Origin of the sequence: Duganella zoogloeoides (genome assembly GCF_034479515.1) — a bacterium.
GTDB lineage: Bacteria > Pseudomonadota > Gammaproteobacteria > Burkholderiales > Burkholderiaceae_D > Rugamonas > Rugamonas zoogloeoides.
The window spans coordinates 1,729,494-1,745,998 of the sequence record NZ_CP140152.1; the positions used below are offsets into that span (position 1 = coordinate 1,729,494).

At 65.9% G+C, this 16,505-nt stretch carries 16 protein-coding genes; 10 read left to right on the forward strand and 6 right to left on the reverse strand.

Going from position 1 to position 16,505, the window contains the following annotated elements; translation table 11 throughout:
• Window positions 1-48 precede the first annotated feature (48 nt).
• Window positions 49-672: a flavin reductase family protein gene (locus tag SR858_RS07665; RefSeq protein ID WP_019922161.1), complete on the forward strand. Its 624-nt coding sequence runs from the start codon at window positions 49-51 to the stop codon at window positions 670-672.
• Between the two features lies 1 nt (window position 673).
• Here SR858_RS07665 and SR858_RS07670 read toward each other — a convergent pair whose 3' ends face one another.
• Window positions 674-1,699, reverse strand: a complete 1,026-nt coding sequence (locus SR858_RS07670; RefSeq protein ID WP_154819900.1) for a type II asparaginase — start codon at window positions 1,697-1,699, stop codon at window positions 674-676.
• A 186-nt stretch (window positions 1,700-1,885) separates the two neighbouring features.
• On the opposite strand from SR858_RS07670, the gene SR858_RS07675 reads away from it, so the two are divergent.
• A complete protein-coding gene (locus tag SR858_RS07675) occupies window positions 1,886-2,245 on the forward strand; it encodes a hypothetical protein (protein ID WP_040377851.1) in 360 nt (119 codons plus the stop codon).
• 2 nt (window positions 2,246-2,247) lie between these two features.
• Here SR858_RS07675 and SR858_RS07680 read toward each other — a convergent pair whose 3' ends face one another.
• The 4 genes from SR858_RS07680 to SR858_RS07695 form a co-directional block, all read right to left on the reverse strand.
• Window positions 2,248-3,366, reverse strand: coding sequence for a patatin-like phospholipase family protein (locus SR858_RS07680; RefSeq protein WP_322534518.1), 1,119 nt, complete (start codon window positions 3,364-3,366; stop codon window positions 2,248-2,250).
• A 24-nt stretch (window positions 3,367-3,390) separates the two neighbouring features.
• A complete protein-coding gene (locus SR858_RS07685) occupies window positions 3,391-5,547 on the reverse strand; it encodes a TonB-dependent receptor plug domain-containing protein (protein WP_019922165.1) in 2,157 nt (718 codons plus the stop codon).
• Between the two features lie 103 nt (window positions 5,548-5,650).
• On the reverse strand, window positions 5,651-7,384 hold the full coding sequence (locus tag SR858_RS07690) for a M23/M56 family metallopeptidase (RefSeq protein WP_019922166.1): 1,734 nt from the start codon (window positions 7,382-7,384) through the stop codon (window positions 5,651-5,653).
• Window positions 7,381-7,770: a BlaI/MecI/CopY family transcriptional regulator gene (locus tag SR858_RS07695; RefSeq protein WP_019922167.1), complete on the reverse strand. Its 390-nt coding sequence runs from the start codon at window positions 7,768-7,770 to the stop codon at window positions 7,381-7,383. The genes SR858_RS07690 and SR858_RS07695 overlap by 4 nt, the downstream gene beginning before the upstream one ends.
• A gap of 187 nt (window positions 7,771-7,957) precedes the next feature.
• Between SR858_RS07695 and trhA the strand changes: the two genes are divergently transcribed.
• From trhA to SR858_RS07735, 8 genes are all read left to right on the forward strand, one after another.
• Entirely contained in the window at window positions 7,958-8,575 is a 618-nt protein-coding gene (gene trhA, locus SR858_RS07700; protein WP_019922168.1) for a PAQR family membrane homeostasis protein TrhA, read from the forward strand.
• Between the two features lie 27 nt (window positions 8,576-8,602).
• The gene (locus tag SR858_RS07705; protein ID WP_026637346.1) at window positions 8,603-9,484 is read left to right on the forward strand and encodes a LysR family transcriptional regulator; all 882 of its coding nucleotides are present in this window, start codon (window positions 8,603-8,605) and stop codon (window positions 9,482-9,484) included.
• A gap of 264 nt (window positions 9,485-9,748) precedes the next feature.
• Window positions 9,749-9,925 carry a hypothetical protein gene (locus SR858_RS07710; RefSeq protein ID WP_322534519.1) on the forward strand — a complete coding sequence of 59 codons (177 nt, stop codon included), beginning with the start codon at window positions 9,749-9,751 and terminating at the stop codon, window positions 9,923-9,925.
• Between the two features lie 162 nt (window positions 9,926-10,087).
• Window positions 10,088-10,465, forward strand: coding sequence for a LiaF transmembrane domain-containing protein (locus SR858_RS07715; protein ID WP_019922170.1), 378 nt, complete (start codon window positions 10,088-10,090; stop codon window positions 10,463-10,465).
• Window positions 10,462-11,229 (forward strand): LiaI-LiaF-like domain-containing protein, encoded by a 768-nt coding sequence (locus SR858_RS07720; RefSeq protein ID WP_019922171.1) that lies wholly within the window; start codon window positions 10,462-10,464, stop codon window positions 11,227-11,229. The genes SR858_RS07715 and SR858_RS07720 overlap by 4 nt, the downstream gene beginning before the upstream one ends.
• Window positions 11,230-11,244: 15 nt before the next feature.
• The gene (locus SR858_RS07725) at window positions 11,245-12,321 is read left to right on the forward strand and encodes a sensor histidine kinase (protein ID WP_019922172.1); all 1,077 of its coding nucleotides are present in this window, start codon (window positions 11,245-11,247) and stop codon (window positions 12,319-12,321) included.
• 3 nt (window positions 12,322-12,324) lie between these two features.
• A complete protein-coding gene (locus tag SR858_RS07730) occupies window positions 12,325-13,062 on the forward strand; it encodes a LytR/AlgR family response regulator transcription factor (RefSeq protein ID WP_026637347.1) in 738 nt (245 codons plus the stop codon).
• A 98-nt stretch (window positions 13,063-13,160) separates the two neighbouring features.
• The gene (locus SR858_RS07735) at window positions 13,161-14,072 is read left to right on the forward strand and encodes a hypothetical protein (protein WP_154819871.1); all 912 of its coding nucleotides are present in this window, start codon (window positions 13,161-13,163) and stop codon (window positions 14,070-14,072) included.
• A gap of 104 nt (window positions 14,073-14,176) precedes the next feature.
• Here SR858_RS07735 and SR858_RS07740 read toward each other — a convergent pair whose 3' ends face one another.
• On the reverse strand, window positions 14,177-16,504 hold the full coding sequence (locus SR858_RS07740) for an ATP-dependent DNA helicase (RefSeq protein ID WP_019922176.1): 2,328 nt from the start codon (window positions 16,502-16,504) through the stop codon (window positions 14,177-14,179).
• Window position 16,505 lies beyond the last annotated feature (1 nt).

The following is a 16,505-nucleotide window of genomic DNA, read 5'->3' on the forward strand; positions in this document are numbered from 1 at the left end:
GCCAGAATACGCGGTGGCGCCATCCGGCGCCGACTTTCCAGGAGCAATATGGACGACCGCTATTTCTACCAGCCCGCACAAGGCCACGGCCTGCCGCACGACCCGTTCAACGCCATCGTCGGCCCGCGTCCGATCGGATGGATCTCTTCGCAATCGGCTGCCGGTGTGCTCAACCTGGCGCCATACAGCTTTTTCAACGCCTTTAATTACACCCCGCCGCTGATCGGCTTTGCCAGCATTGGCCGCAAGGACACCCTGCGCAACATCGAGGAAACCGGCGAGTTCGTCTGGAACCTGGCCACGCGTCCGCTGGCCGGGGCCATGAACGCCAGCTGCGCAGCGGCGCCGCCCGACGTGGACGAGTTCGCGCTGGCCGGCCTGGCCACGGCGCCGTCGCGCATCGTGGGTGTGCCGCGCGTGGCAGCGAGCCCGGTGTCGTTCGAATGCAGGTGCAGCCAGATCATCCGCCTGCAAGGCGCATCGGGCGACGCCACCAATACGTGGCTGGTGATGGGGGAGGTGGTGGGGGTGCACATCGCGCAGGCATTGCTGCGCGATGGGATTTACGATACGGCGGGCTCGCAGACCATCCTGCGCGCCGGCGGCCCGGCTGATTACTTCGAGATCACGGCCGCCAGCCTGTTCCAGATGCGGCGGCCGGACTACCCATGAATCAATAGGTATAGAACATTTGCTGGATGGCCTTGGTGTCGGTGGTTTTGGTCAGCGCCAGCATCAGCAGGATGCGCGCCTTTTGCGCGCTCAGCGTGTCGGCCGCAACGAAATCGAGTTCGTCGTCGTTGGCTTCGCCGTTGCGCGCCAGGATGCCCTGGCCGACGCGGCTGGCGCGCACGATCACCACGCCCTGCTTGCGCGCGGCCACCAGCGCCGGTTTTACCGTGGCGGCCAGGCTGCCGTCACCCACGCCGGCATGGATGATGCCCTTGGCGCCCGCGGCCACCAGCGCATTGAGCGCCACCGGGCCGACGTTGGCGTAGCCATAGACGATATCGACTTGCGGCAGAGTGGTCAGCTTGCTCACGTCAAACTCGGCGTCAACCGTGTGCTTGCGGGTGGATGCGCGGTAAAAATACGGTTTGCTGCCCTGGATGTAGCCGAGCAGGCCCAGTTCCGGCGTCTTGAAACTGTCCGGCGTGGACGTGTTGGTCTTGCTGACATCGCGCGCGCTGTGGATCTGGTCGTTCAACGCCACCAGAACGCCTTTGCCAACCGCGTCCTTGCTGGCAGCCAGCAGCACCGCGTTGTACAGGTTGATCGGACCGTCGGCCGACAGCGCCGTGCCGGGACGCATTGCGCCCACCAGCACCACCGGCTTTTTGCTCTTGACGGTCAGGTCGAGAAAATACGCGGTTTCTTCCAGCGTATCGGTGCCGTGGGTGATGACGATGCCATCGACGTCCGCTTGCGCCAGCAGCGTGTTGACGCGCTTGGCCAGCGCCAGCCAATGCTCATTGGTCATGTTCTCGCTGGCGATCTGGAATACCTGCTCGCCTTTTACCTGCGCCACGTTCGACAGCTCCGGCACGGCCTTGATCAGGGTATCGACACCGACCGTGGCCGCGGTGTAGCCGACCGTGGTGGTGGAGCTGGCGCCGCTGCCGGCAATCGTGCCGCCGGTGGCCAGGATGGTCACATTGGCCAGCTTTTCTGCTGCCCCCGCATAACTGCCCAACAACATGGTGCAGGCCAGCAGGGTTTGTACGGTGCGTACCAGGCGGTCGGGAAGGTTGTGTGACATGCGGTCGTTCTCCAGTTGCAGTGCTAAAAGCTGGTCAGTTTAACAAAGTCGGTGGTTGTCAACAATGCCGAGGGGTGATGCGTTAAGTGGGGTGTATCTGGCATCATGGACAAGATGAGCAACCATATGAATTTTTCACACACCTTGCGCCGGCATGGCGCCGGATTGCTGGCGGTGGCCGCCATGCTGGCGCTGGCCGGCTGCGGCGAAACCCGCGCACAGAAAAAACAGCGCGAAGCGAGCGCGGTGATTGCCATGGGCGAAAAATACGTTCGCGAGAAAATCCGCGAACCGGCGTCGGCGCAGTTTCGCAACCAGTTCATCGGCAAGGGCGGCGCGCCTTGCGGCGAAGTCAATGCCAAGGATGCGTTCGGCGCCTACCTGGGCTACCAGCGCTATATCTCGGTGGCGCGCGAACTGACCATGCTGGCGCAGGATATGCCGCACGACGAGTTCGAGGAATCCTGGCGCGAGATGTGCAAATAGTATTATTGATTGCTGAAGGGGCGGCTGTAGCGCGTGGCGCGCCGTACGTCGGGATGGCGGCCGATGGGGTGCGCCAGCGCTTCGCGGGCGCGGTCGTAGCCGTATTGCCACTGGTCGCGCGCGTGCTGCACGAAGATGTCGTACGTGGGCGGCATCGCCAGTTCGATGCGGTTGCGGCTCCAGTGCAGTTTTTGCTGTAATTGCTGGCGCGCCAGCGCCTTCGAGATATCGGACGAATCGATGCGCAGGTCGGCCAGGTAGGTGTTGGCGTAGCGCAGCCGCGCATTGCCGTTCAGGCCCAGCACCGAGCGCCAGGCCGGGATCGAAAACACCTGGTCGAACGCTTCCTTGAACTCCATCACCACCTCCGCGCCCAGCTGGCGGGCGATTTCGACCGGGAACAGGTCGAGCACCCCGCCGATGTATTCCGCGCCCTGGTACTGGCGGCAGCGGAAGTAGATCATGTCCGCGATCGAGATGCGCGCGGCCTCGGTGATCGGCACGCCGCTGTCGATCAGCAGCTCCGGCGCCACGGCGTGTTCGCCCCAGCGCGGGTCTGCCAGCGGCGACGCCATGCCGCGCAGCGCAGCGGCTGCGCGCTCGCCGCAAAACACGGTCTCCGCAAACAGCTTGCGCTGGCCGCGCGGGCGTCCCACCTCATGCGCATCGAACAGCAGCTTGCCGCCGATGATGGCCACATCGACCTCCGGCGTGCCGGCGGGCGCAGGGAAGGGCAGCTGCGACGGAATGTCGAACAGGAAGTCGCCGAACAGGTCGGGTATCACCGGCGCGCGCGCCGACGACAGCGTGCGCCGCGCCGCCCGCGCCAGCGTGGCCAGCAGCGCCGCGTGGCGCGTGGATTTGAGCCCGCACCAGAAGTCGTACATGGCGCGCGACGCCAGCCAGTCGCGCTGCGCCTGCGGCTGCGGCAGATTGTGGATGATGGCGGCGGCAATCGCGCCGCCGCAGCTGGCCACGATCACGTCGGGCGCCTTGCCCGCCTCGCGCAGTGCGGCATACATGCCGATGTAGATGCCGAAGCGGAAACCGCCGCCGCCCATGATCATGCAGCGCTGGTACGGTCGATCGTTGCGGGTGGGGGAGGTCGGTACTGTGGTCATGGGTGAAACCATACCACAGCACGGCTACCGGAACTGGTGTTCCACCATCACGCGCACGGCGGCGCTGGTGGGCGTGATGGTGGAACGCGCGCGCAGGCCGGTGGCCTGGAACTGCTGCCAGTCGCGGGACTGCTGGTGCAGCAGATTGGATCCCGCCACGCGCAGCTGGGTTTGGGCGTCGAGCTTCCACAGTGCATACAGGTCCAGCTGGCGGCCTGGCGACGTGCCCAGCCGCAGCTGCGTTGATTGCTGCGCGGTGACGCCGCCCTTGTAGGTGAAGTCGCCGCCGACGGTCCAGGCGCCGCCGGGCAGCTTGTAGTCCGCGCCGAGGTTGGCGGTGACCGGCACCTGTTCTTCGAGTGTGTTGTGGGGGCCGGCCACGCTGTCCACGCGCGACCAGTTGCGCGCCAGGTTGGCGCGCAGGTCCACCGCCGGCGCCGCCGTCCAGCCCAGCAGACGATGCAGCGGCAGTTTCGCTTCCAGTTCGATGCCATGCACGCTGGCGTTGCCGTTGTTGAACGGCGTCTGCACCCACACGCTGCCCTCCTGGAACAGGCGGGTTTGCGTGACGTCGCGGATGCGGCGCCAGTACACGCTTACGCTGGCCAGGGCGCCGTCGCCCAGGTAGCGCTCGTAGGCGGCGTCGAGGCCCCAGGCCAGTTCGGGGCGCAACAGCGGGTTGCCTTGTTCGTCGGGATTGGTCGGGTTGTTGTTATTGTCCATGGTGTAGCGGCGCGGCACCAGCTTGGCCAGCGTCGGCGCCTTGTACGTGCGCGCCAGCGCCAGGCGCAGCACGTCCCGGTTGGGCAGTGCGTAGCGTGCCTGCAGCGACGGACTCCACACGGCCGATGTGACATCGAGCGCATCGGGCGAATTGGCCGCCAGCGCGCGACTGGCCGTTTGCAGGCGCTCGTGGCGCAGTCCCGCATACACCGAAAACTGTTTCGATATTTCCCATTCGTCCTGCGCGAACAGCGCCAGGCGTTTGACCACGGCGCTGTAGTCGGCGTTGCTGGCCTCCGTCCGGGTGCCGGCGCCGTCAAAAATGGTTTCGCTGCGGTCTTCGTCGCGGCGCGCCCGGCTGGCGTCCCAGCCGATCGCCAGCGCGTGGCGCGCACCCACCGGGTGGCGCCAGGTACCGGTGAACGTCACGGCCGTTTCGGTGGGACCGGCATCGACGTGGCGGTGCACGGCCGGCGCGCCGTTCGCGTCCATGCCATAAAAATCGTAGCCAGTGCTACGGCGGTTGCTGTTGGCGCCCAATTTGGTTTCGAGCTTGTCGCCGTTGGCGAGATTGTGGTTCCACTGCAGGTCGCTGCGCAGCATGGTGATGCGGGCGTGGTAGTCCGACACAAAATGCGGAAATTCGCTGGCATCGCCCACCAGCGTTTGCTCGTCGGCGCGGTTGCGCACATCGAAATGGCGCAGGTTGGCGAAGCCTTGCCAGGCTAGGGTGTCGCCGCCGCCCAGGGTCCAGCTCACGCGCGGCGTCAAGGTCAAATTGTCGTTGCGGCTGGACTTCGGTTGCGGCGTATGGCGCCGCAGCGTGACCACGCCGTCATCACTGGTCAGTGTTTCGTCGTCGGCAATGGCTTCCTCGGTGCGCTGGCGCGACAGCGTGGCGGCTATGCTGTACGAGAGCTTATCCGCCTGGTCCGACAACTGCGCGGTAAGGGTGGGCGACGTGGTGCCGCCACGGCGGGTGGCGCTGGCGGCCAGCGACCGCTGGCCGCGCCTGGCCGCCTTTTTCAGGATGATGTTGATGCTGCCGGCCACCGCCTGGTTGCTCGACGCTGCCGTGGCGCTGCGCAGGATTTCCACCCGCTCGATCATCTCGGGCGCCACCGAGTCGAGCGAGAAACCGGTCGCCACCGGCTCGCCGTTGAGCAGGATCTGGGTGTAACCCTTGCCCAGGCCGCGCATGCTGATCTCGCCGCCCTGGCCGGGCACGCCCGAGATGCTGATGCCGGGCAGGCGCTTGAGGGCGTCGGCCAGGGTCTGGTCGCCCTGGCGTACCAGCTCGGCGTGGGTGACGACGATGGCGGTGGTGGTTTCGCGCTGGCGCACGTCGGCGCGGGCGGCGGTGATGTCGATCTGCTGCGGTGCTTCGGCAACGATGGGCGTGGCTGGCGTGGATGGCGCGGCCAGCAGCATGCTGGCGGCCAGTATCGGAAGTGACATGGTGGTTCCTGTGGGGGTTTTTGAAACGGATCGTCAAAACGCGGACGATAAGAGGCCTGTCCGCCACCGGTCGGGTGGCGGATGCAGGCATGGTTATCGGTGGTTAATAGCCCAGTTGCTGGCGCCGCACGGCAAGTGCGCGCCTGGTCGCATGCTGGTCGAGACCGGCAAGCACGGTGGCGGGATCGATGGCCCGGCCGTTCTGGCGCAGCTGGAAGTGCAGGTGCGGGCCGGTGGTAAAGCCGGTCACGCCGACGGTGCCGATGACCTGGCCCGCCGCCACCTTTGCGCCCGGTTGCACCGCCGTGGTGTCCAGGTGGGCGTAGAGCGCCTGGGTGAGATTGCCATCACCGCTGGCGATGAGGACGGTGGTGCCGTAGCGGCCGTTGTTTTCGTCCAGCTTGCCGGCAGCGAGCACGGTACCGGCAGCAGCTGCGCGCACCGGCGTGCCCACCGGCGCCGGCAGGTCGAGACCCTGGCTGGGCCGTGGCGAAACGCTGCGCATCACGCCGAAAAAGCCGGAGACACGCATCTTGTCGAGCGGGTTGTGCCAGGCGATGGGGGCTGACGTTGACGCCGAAGCGGCCGGCGCGGTGGGCGCCACGACAGGTCCTGCTGGCACCGGCGAAGTGTCCGCTGCTAATGCCGGCACAGTGCCTACCGCCAGTGCGGGGCGCAGCAATGCGCCACCAGTCAGCACACCGATCAGCATTACCGCCACGGTCCAGGCGCCGGCAGCTGGCAACGCAGGCGCCCTGGCGTGGCGCAGCTGTTCGATGCGCTCGCCCACCGTGTGCGCGTCGGCGCCGCCAAAGGCGAGGGCGGCTGCAGGCGGCGCAAGCAGTTGCGCGCGCCACTGGGCCAGCAGGGCGCCAGCGTACTGTTTGCGCTGCTGCGGCGGGCGACCGGCCAGCACGCGGCGGTCGCATGCCAGTTCCACCGCCCAGGCCAGGCGCGCGCCGAACCAGCGCGGCGCGGGATTGAACCACAACAGCGTTTGCACCAGGGCCGACCCGCCCAGCAGCCAGGGATCGCGCGCACGGCGGTGTTGCAGTTCGTGGGCGATGACCATCTGTTGTTCGATCACGGGAAAATCACGCAGGTGGCGTGGCAGCAGCAGCACCGGCCGCCATGCGCCCACCAGCATCGGCGAGACCGCCGCATCGGTTTCCATCACCGTCACGCGGTGGCGGGCGATGTCATACAGCTGGCGCGCGTCGAAGCCGCCGTGCGCGCCCAGCGCCTGCCGCGACAGGCGCCGTGCGCCGCCCAGCAGGCCGCGCCACAACCGCCAGGCGCGCAACATGCGCCGCACGGCACAGGCCAGGCCGGCACAGTAGATGGCGGCCCAGAGCAACGGTACCCAGGCAAGCAGCGCCGCTACAGTAACGGTGAAGGGCGCGGGATTGACTGTAGTAATCGCAGTCGCAGGCGTGGCAGCGGTAATATCAGCGCTCGCGCCGACCCTGGTCCTGGTTTCGGCAACGGCACTTGCTGTCGCAGTGAAAATAGTTGGCGGTGCAGTGACCGCAGCAGGCGTGGTTCCGGTACGCACGATTGACGAAGGCAGCGCCGGGGCGAGCGGCGCGGGCACGGCGACAATCAACGTTGGCATCGCCGCCCGGTCCAGCGCCGGCAGAAACGGCAGCAGCGTAACTGCGGCCACCACGGCTTGCGCAGCCAGCCACACCAGGCGCTGGCCGTGCAGTGCCGGCCAGGTGCGTGTTGCCAGTGTGAGCGCCGCATGCACCAGCAGTCCGGCCAGCACGCAGCCGAAGCAGGCCAGCAGCCATTGCCACAGCAGCAGCGTGGGCGTTGCCATCGTCAGCGCGCTCATGGCTGTTCCGCCGCGTCGTCCGGCCAGTCGTTGAGCATTTGTTCGAGCCGGGACAGTTCCTGCTGGTCCACCAGCTTGCTGCCGGTGAACATCGCCACCGGCAGCGGTGCATCCAGTTCCATCACGCGGCGGCCGAAGTCGTGGGCGAACGCGGCCAGCGTGCCCACCTTGTCAAGCCGGGGGCTGTACACATTGACGCCGTGCATGACGTGAACCGCGATCATGTCCTTGTCGAGCATGCGGTCGAGCGTCTTGCGGGTCGATGAGAACGACCACGCCAGTTCGTCGGCGGCAGCGTCGTGGATTTCACGGGCGCTCAGCGGTTGCTGCTTCCACAGCGCCTTGAGCAAGGTCAGTTCGCTGACCGACGGGATAGGATTGGACATGACTTTTCCTGTTTTGCGACGAATGGGGTTATTGTGCGACAATTGTCGCGCAATCGTCAAGCGATAGTGTCGCAGTTTGTAACATTGCTTTGAATAAATTTTTTATGTGCTACCATTAAGTTTTTGTTAAGTATCACGGCAGCCGGCGCGCTATACAATGGTTCGCTTTACCAGCATCGGAAGCCCTATGTATTACGGAGAGCGCTTCAACAGCATCACCCACACGGTGGGCGCAGCCCTGGCAGCGGCAGGTGGCATTGTTCTGATCGTATTGGCCGCGCGCAGCGGCGATCCCTGGAAAGTGGTGAGCTTCAGCATTTTTGCCGCCACCCTGTTCGGGCTGTACCTGGTCTCCACGCTGTATCACAGCCTGCGCGGCCGCGCCAAGGACGTGCTGCGGCAGATGGATTACTGCGCCATCTACCTGCTCATTGCCGGCACCTATACGCCGTTCACGCTGGTGAGCCTGCGCGGACCGTGGGGCTGGTCGTTGTTCGGCGTGGTGTGGGGGCTGGCGCTGGTGGGCATTGTCCAGGAGCTGTGGTTCGCCAAGGGCAAGCGCATCCTGTCGCTGGTGATTTACGTGGCCATGGGCTGGGTGGGCGTGATTGGCGCCAGCCCGCTGATTGCGGCGCTGGGCATGGACGGCTTCCTCTGGATCGCCGGAGGCGGCGTGGTGTACACGGTGGGCATCGCTTTTTTTGTGACCGATCACAAGTGGCGCTACGGCCACGGCGTGTGGCACCTGTTCGTACTGGGCGGGAGCGCCTGCCACTTTGCCGCCGTGCTGTTGTACGTGGCGTGAACGATCAATCAAGTAGAGTTGAACCAAGTGGACATTAATTCGGACGATCTGAAAACCTTCATCACCGTGATCGACAGCGGCACCCTCAGCGCTGCCTCGGTGCACCTGGGCCAGACCACGTCGGGCGTGAGCCGGGCGTTGTCGCGGCTCGAGGACAAGCTGGCTACCTCGCTGCTCACGCGCACCACGCGCCGCATGGAATTGACCGAAGAAGGCCAGTTGTTCCTCGAGCGCGCACGCGCCATCCTGGGCGCCATGGAAGAAGCCGAGGAAACCATCCGCATCCGCCGCCAGCAGCCGGCCGGCCGCCTGTGCGTGGATGCGGCCTCGCCGTTCATGCTCCATTGCGTGGTGCCGCACGTGGCGGAATTCCGCGCGCTGTACCCGGAGATCCGGCTCGAGTTGAGCAGCAACGACCAGATCACCGACCTGATCGAACACCGCACCGACATTGCGATCCGCATCGGCACGCTGCCCGACTCCACCTTGCACGCGCGGGCGCTGTCCGCCAGTCCGCTGTACGTGCTGGCCAGTCCCGACTACCTGGCGCGGCACGGCGCGCCGCGCACGCCGGAAGACCTGGCCAATCATTCGCTGCTGGGCTTTGCCCAGTACGAGCAGGGCAACAGCTGGCCGCTGCAGCACGCCAACGGCAACAGCCTGGCCGTCACGCCGTCGCTGTCCGCCTCCAGCGGCGAGACCTTGCGCCAGCTGGCGCTGGCCGGGCAGGGCATCGTGTGCCTGGCCGACTTCATGACCCGCGCCGACATCGCTGACGGCCACCTGGTCAAGGTGCTCGAAGACAGCTATACCGGCTACCGCCAGCAAATCCACGCGGTCTATTACCGCAACACGCAACTGGCGCGGCGCATCGGCTGCTTCCTCGATTTTCTCCAGCAGAAGTTGTAACTATCATCGAGTGTGAGGCCGCGTACAGAATACGCGGCAGTCCCACGCTATAGTGGCTGCGCGTGCCTGGAGCGCATTCTTGCAGATGTCGCTCGGCAGCAGGTAAGCCGGTAGCCTCAAGTACCGGCACCAGATTTGGAATGGGGCTCGCCAGACCGGCTGCGCGGCCCGCTACGGTCTTGCGATGCCCCCGAGACTACACTGCATTTGCCTCACTACTTTTGCCGCGCTACATTTGCTTCACTACCTTTTCGGGAGACGGACATGTCGCAGACTTTGCACCCTTCGAAGCATTTGGTACGAGCATGGTTGGAGCGTCGGGCGCGTGAGTTCAAGCCGCCGCCGACGCCCGAGGAAATTCGCCGTCAACTGGGCTGGGGATTGATGTTGTTCGAGCCTGCGCTCGTTCCTGCCAAGGTCAATCCACGCACCCGCCGCTGAGCACGGCCGCCTTTATCCAAAAACCCACCCGCCAACGGCGGTGTGGGTTTTTTTTCGTCTGAACGCCGTTCACCGGTGCATTTCCGTCATTCGCCGATTAGTGGTTTGCCGGCCGGCGATTCCCCGTTATTGTGATGGTCATGTCACAAGGGGGAACCGAACATGAATGTGGAAACCGTTTATAAATGGCGCCAGCAACTGGTGTGGGGCATCGGCCTGATCGTGGTGGGGGTGGTCGTGCTGTTGCAGCGCGCCGACCTGATCGACCTCGACCTGCGCGTGTCCGAGCTGTGGCGCTACTGGCCCTGGCTGCTGGTGATCAGCGGCCTGACGCAAGTTATTCCGCCCACCACGCCCGCCTATCTGCTCAGCGGCCTGTGGAGCTTCTTCTTCGCCGGCTGGTGGTACGTATCGTTCAACCGCATCTGGGGCTGGGGTTTCGGTGACACCTGGCCGGCGCTGATCGTCGCCTGCGGCGTCGGCCTGCTGCTGCGCCCCCTGCTGGAAAATATCTTCGACGCCCACAAGGAGCAAAAATGAGCCGCATCGCCAAAACCAATCCCAAGGCGCAAATGGTGCTGGGCCTGCTCGTGGTCGTCATCGGCCTGCTGTTCCTGGTCGATAACCTGGGCTGGATCGACCTCGATTTCCGCCGCCTGCTGGTGCCCACCGCGCTGCTGCTGGCCGGGGTGCTCAAGCTTACCCACACGCGTACCAATTCCGGCAACGTGGTGGGCGTGGTGCTGGTCTGCGTGGGCAGCATCGGCGTATTGCGCGGCATCGGCTTCCTCGATTTCGACTGGCGCGATATCTGGCCCGTGGTACTGATCATTGTCGGTATCGGCATCGTGTATAAAGCCAGCAACGCCGCCAATGGCACCGGCAGCAGCGGCGACTGGGCCGGTGGCGACGATCCCAAGGCCGCGTTCCTGGCGCCCGGCGACGACTACGTCAAGTCAGAGCGCGGCGCCGACGGCGACGACGTCATCAACTTCGTCTCGGTAGTGGGCACGTCCAACCGGCGCGTGAATACGCAGAATTTTCGCGGCGGCGAAGTGACCGCCATCCTCGGCAGCGCCGATCTCGACCTGCGCCAGGCCTCGATCCAGGGCGATGCTGTGCTCAATATCTTCTCGCTGGCCGGCGGCATCACCATCAAGGTGCCGGTGGACTGGGTGGTGGTGATGGAGGGTACCGCGATCATCGGCGGCTTCGAAGAAAAAACCGCGCCGCCTGCCGGTACCGGCAAGCGCCTGGTCGTGCGCGGCTACGCCATCCTTGGCGGCCTGGAAGTGCGCAACTAGCAGGCCCGGACCACCATGCTCGAAGCGTTCTCGAACCGTCGCGGCGCCGCCATCTACATGGTGGTGTGGCTGTTCTTCGGCCTGGCGCTTGGTGGCGTGATCGCGCTGACCAGCGATACGCCGCTGGCCAACGCCATGCTGTTCGCGATCCCGCTGAACATGGTCTATGCGCTGGTGGCCGGCTACTCCGCCTACTACCTGTGCCGCGCCTATCCGCTCGGTGCGCGCCCGGCCGGCACCGTCGCTGCGGTGCTGACGGTGGCGGCGGTGGTGTCGGGCGTGCTGTGGCTGCTGGTCGGGCACTTGTGGAATGCGGTGACCGCGCTGCCGGACCTGGCGTGGGCCGGCATCGTGCTCACGCCGCAGCTCTCGGCGTTGATCGTGGGCCTGGGCATACTGCTCTACGGCTGCGCGGCGGCGGTGCACTACCTGGTGATCGAATTCGTGCGGGCCAGGAGCGCCGAGCGGCGCGAGCTCGAATCGCAGCTGCTGGCGCAGGAGGCCGAACTGCGCATGCTGCGCACCCAGATCGATCCGCACTTCCTGTTCAACAGCCTCAATTCGATCAGCGCGCTCACGTCCTGCGACGCCGGCGCCGCGCGCCGCATGACGCTGGAGCTGGCCAGCTTCTTCCGCCAGAGCCTGGGCATGGAGGCGCACAAGATGGTCACGCTGGGCGAGGAACTGGTGCTGATCCGGCACTTCCTGGCAATTGAACAGGTGCGCTTCGGCGACCGGTTGCGGGTGGCGTGCGCGGTGGACGACGCGGCGCAGGCCTGCCTGGTGCCGCCCATGCTGATCCAGCCGCTGGTGGAAAACGCCGTCAAGCACGGCATCTGCAACCTGCCCGAGGGCGGCGTGATCCGCATCGCGGCGCAGCGCGCCGGTTCGTTGCTGCATATCCGGGTGGACAATCCGGTGGACGAGGATCTGCACGCAGGCACGGGCGGCAGCGGCATCGGCCTGGCCAATGTGCGCCAGCGCCTGGCGCGCGCCTACAAGCACGAGGCCAGCATCCGGTGGGGGCGCCAGGACAACAACTTCAACGTGGACATCGCCATGCCGGCGCACACCACAGCCGACAGGGAATAGCAGATGCGGGTATTGATCGTCGACGATGAAATGCTGGCGCGCGCCGTGGTGCGCGAGTACCTCGGTGCGCATGCCGATATCGAAATCGTCGGCGAATGCGCCAACGGCTTCGAGGCGGTAAAAGCCATCACCGAGCTGGCGCCCGACCTGGTACTGCTCGACATCCAGATGCCCAAGCTCGACGGCTTCGAGGTGGCCGAGCTGGCCGGCAACCAGACCCGCTACATCTTCGCCACCGCGTTCGACCAGTACGCGATCAAGGCATTCGAATTCCACGCGCTCGACTACCTGCTCAAACCCTTCAGCCAGCAGCGGCTGGACCAGGCGCTGGCGCACGCGCGCGCCAACATCTCCCAAGGCGCCGGCGACGCCGCCATCGAACGCCTGGTGCGCGACGCCGCCAGCCGCAAGCAGCCGCTGGACCGGGTGCTGATCCGCGACGGCGCCAGGGTCCACGTGGTGGCCTGCGACCGGATCGACTATATCGAGGCGCAGGACGATTACGTGCGCATCCGCGCCGACGGCAAGGACTATCTGAAAAGCCAGCGCCTGGCGGAGCTGGAAGCGCAGCTCGACAGCGCGCGCTTCCTGCGCATCCACCGCTCGTGCATTGTCAACATCGGCCGCATCGATCGCATCGAGCAGGCCACGCGGGACAGCCACGTCGCCATACTCAAGGACGGCAGCCGGCTGCCGGTCAGCCGCAGCGGCTATCAAAAGGTGCGCGCGGCGCTGCTGTAGGTAGCGCCTGGCGGGACGCTGCGAACGGCGCCGGACCGGGCACTTGAGAAAAGTACAATTGCGCCTGGATTTATTGTGGCTAACGCACCAGGCACACCATGACAGCACTCTCCGCACCGATATCCTTTGCCGCCTACACGGCGTATGCGGACCGGCGTCCGCGCCCGGCGGCGGGAGCGGCCATGGTGGTGGCGCTGCACCTGGCACTGCTGTGGCTTGCCACGCGGCCGGTGCCTGCGCCAGTGTCAATCGATCGCCGGGTGTGGATACAGCTGCTGCCGTTGACCGCAGCGCCGGTCGCTGCCACGCTGAAGGTGCAGCCAGCGCAACGCCTGCCGCCTGAACCCGTGCCACGTCCGGCAGTGCAGCAGCGTCCGCAGGCGGCCAGTCCGATGTCATCGGCTGCACCAGGTGCGCCGGAGGCATCGGATGCCCGGCCGCCGAAGCCAGTATCCGCGCGGCCCGCAACGGCCACTACGCCCCAAATGCCGGCAACGTCGGCAACAGCAGCGGCAGCTTCAACAGCAGCGGCAGCCTCAGCAGCCGCAACAACTTCAACAGCCGCAACAACTTCGACAGTCGCAGCACCCGCTGCTACCCCGGCAGAGCGAACGCCCTACGTCGATCCGCTGGCCGCACAGCCTGCGCCCGCAGAGCTACCCGCCGATGTGCGCGAGCAGGCGCTCAAGGCCGTCGGCGCCATCGACCGCGAGCTGCGCGCCGGCGAACGCAAGCTGATCACCGCGCCGCTCGATACGCCGCAGGCACGCCTGGAACGGGGCTTTGCCGAGGCCAGCGCGGCGGTCAAACCGAAATGGTTCGAGTCGGCAAAGATAGAGCTGTTCAGCGCGCCCAACGACCCCAAGCGCATTTACCGCATCATCACCGCGCTAGGCGAGTATTGTCTGTTTTATCCAGACAAGGCCAGTATGAGCGCCAACAGCGCGGCGGGCTCTGGCCACGCCAGCTTCGGCCAACCCCTGATGGGAGGCTGCCCCCGGCGTTTCTAGCGCTGCGCATCGACGCTGTGGCAGCGCCAGGCGCGTCGTCGTGCCGCGCAGTCATTGATTCAGGGCCTGCGCCAGCAGCACTCTCGGTAACGCGCGGGAATTCGTCAGGCCGATACCGCCGGTACCGCCGCCGTATCGATACTCCACCACGCCGGCATCAGCGCCTGGATCTCGGGGCGGCCGAAGCGGTCGTCGATCAGGAACACGGTGCCCTGGTCGGACTGGGTGCGGATCACGCGGCCTGCTGCCTGCACCACTTTCTGCATGCCGGGGTAGGTGTAGGTGTAGTCGTAGCCGGCGCCGAAGATGGCGTCCATGCGCAGGCGGATCTGCTCGTTGACGGGATTGATCTGCGGCAGGCCGAGCGTGGCGACAAACGCGCCGATCAGGCGCGCGCCGGGCAAATCGACGCCTTCGCCGAACGAGCCGCCCAGTACCGCGAAACCGATGCCCCGGCTCTCGAGCGTGAAGCGCGCCAGGAAGTGGGCGCGTTCCGCCTCGTCCATGCGGCGGGACTGGCGCCAGGTGGGGACGTCGGGGTAGCGCTCGGCAAACGCATTGGCCGCCTTTTCCATGTAATCGAAGCTGCTGAAGAACGCCAGGTAGTTGCCGGGCTGGCGCAGGTACTGTTCGCCCATCAGTGCGGCAATCGGCTTCAACGATTGCTGGCGGTGCTGGTAGCGGGTGGAGATGTGCGACGCCACCTGCACCGACAACTGCTCGGCCACGAACGGCGACTCCACGTCCACCCACGCGGTGGATTCGGGCATGCCCAGCATGTCGCCGAAATAATTCCAGGGGCTGAGCGTGGCCGAAAACAGTGCCGTGGTGTGGGTGCTGTCGAAGCGCGGTTTCAAAAACGGCGCCGGCACGATGTTGCGGATGCACAGCAGCGAATCGGCATGGCTGGCGCGCGCCCCCTCGGTTTTTTCGATGTCGAACAGCGCATGGTCGCCAAACGATTCGCCGAGGCGCCCGAACAGCAGCGCGCCAAAATAAAACTCCTGCAGTTCGGGATCGTGGTGGGTGGGATGCTCGGCCATGTAGTCGGAGATGGCGGCGGCCGTGGTTTGCAGCGCGATCATGAATTTTTCGGGCAGCGTGGCGTACGATTGATAGTCGACGTCCTGCTCTTTTTCGAGCTGGTTCCACAGCTTGTGCACGCGGTCGAGCGGCTTTTTCAGTTCGGGCGGCGCGGTCTTGCGCAGCAGGCGCAGGCTGGCGTGTTCGAGTTCGGCCGAATACATCTTGCGCGCGCGCGACACCATGTTGTGCGCCTCGTCCACCAGCACGCTGACCTTCCAGTCGTTCAGTACCGTCAGGCTGTGCAGCATGGCGCTCAGGTCGAAATAATAGTTGTAGTCGCCGATGACCACGTCGCACCAGCGCGCCAGCTCGGTGCCCAGGTAGTACGGGCACACGTCGTGGGCCAGCGCCACGGCGCGCAAGGTCTCGCGGTCGAGCGATAAAAATGCCGCGCCGTCGGCCGGCGGGTTGGTGATATCGAGCGCCGATTGGCGCGCAGCGGGCAGGCGATCATAAAACCCCTTGGCCAGCGGGCACGATTCGCCGTGGCAGGCCTTGTCCGGGTTGACGCAGGCGGTGGACTTCGATGCCAGTTCCAGCGTGCGCAGCGGCAGCAGCGGCGCGCCGTGGCGGATCACGTCCACCGCGTCGAGCGCCATCTGCCGGCCCGAGGTTTTGGCCGCCAGGAAAAACACCTTGTCGACGCCATGCGCACAAGCGCCCTTTAACATCGGGAACAGGCTGCCCACGGTCTTGCCGATGCCGGTGGGCGCCTGCGCCAGCAGGCATACGCGGCGGTTGCTGGCCTTGTACATGGCTTCGGCCAGCTGGCGCTGGCCGGGTCGGAAGTCCGCGTGCGGAAAGCGCATCGCTTTCAGTTGCTCGTCGCGGGCGGCGCGGTGCGCCAGTTCCTGCCGCGCCCAATCGAGGAACAGGCCGCACTGCTGCTGGAAGTATTCCTGCAGGTCCAGCGCGCTGTACTCTTCCTGCAGGCGGGTTTCCTTCTGGCTGGCGATGTCGAAATACACCAGCGCCAGCTTGATGGTGTCGAGCCCGCGATTGCTGCAAAACAGGTAGCCGTAGATTTTTACCTGCGCCCAGTGCAGCTGGCGCTGGTTGTCGGCCATGCGCGCCAGGTCGCCGCGATAGGTCTTGACCTCTTCGAGGCGGTTGGTGCGCGAGTCGTAGCCGTCGGCGCGGCCGCGCACGTGCAGCGGCCCGAAGTCGCCCGACAGCGAAATCTCGGTCTCGTAACCGTCGGCGCGGCGCGCGGCCACCACCGCGTGGCCGGCAATGCCTTCCTGCGCCGTGGGCGACGGCGTGAAGCGCAGGTCGAGGTCGCCCGCCTTGGCGGTGAACTCGCACAGCGCGCGCACGGCGATGGTGTAGGTGCCGGCGGTTTCCATG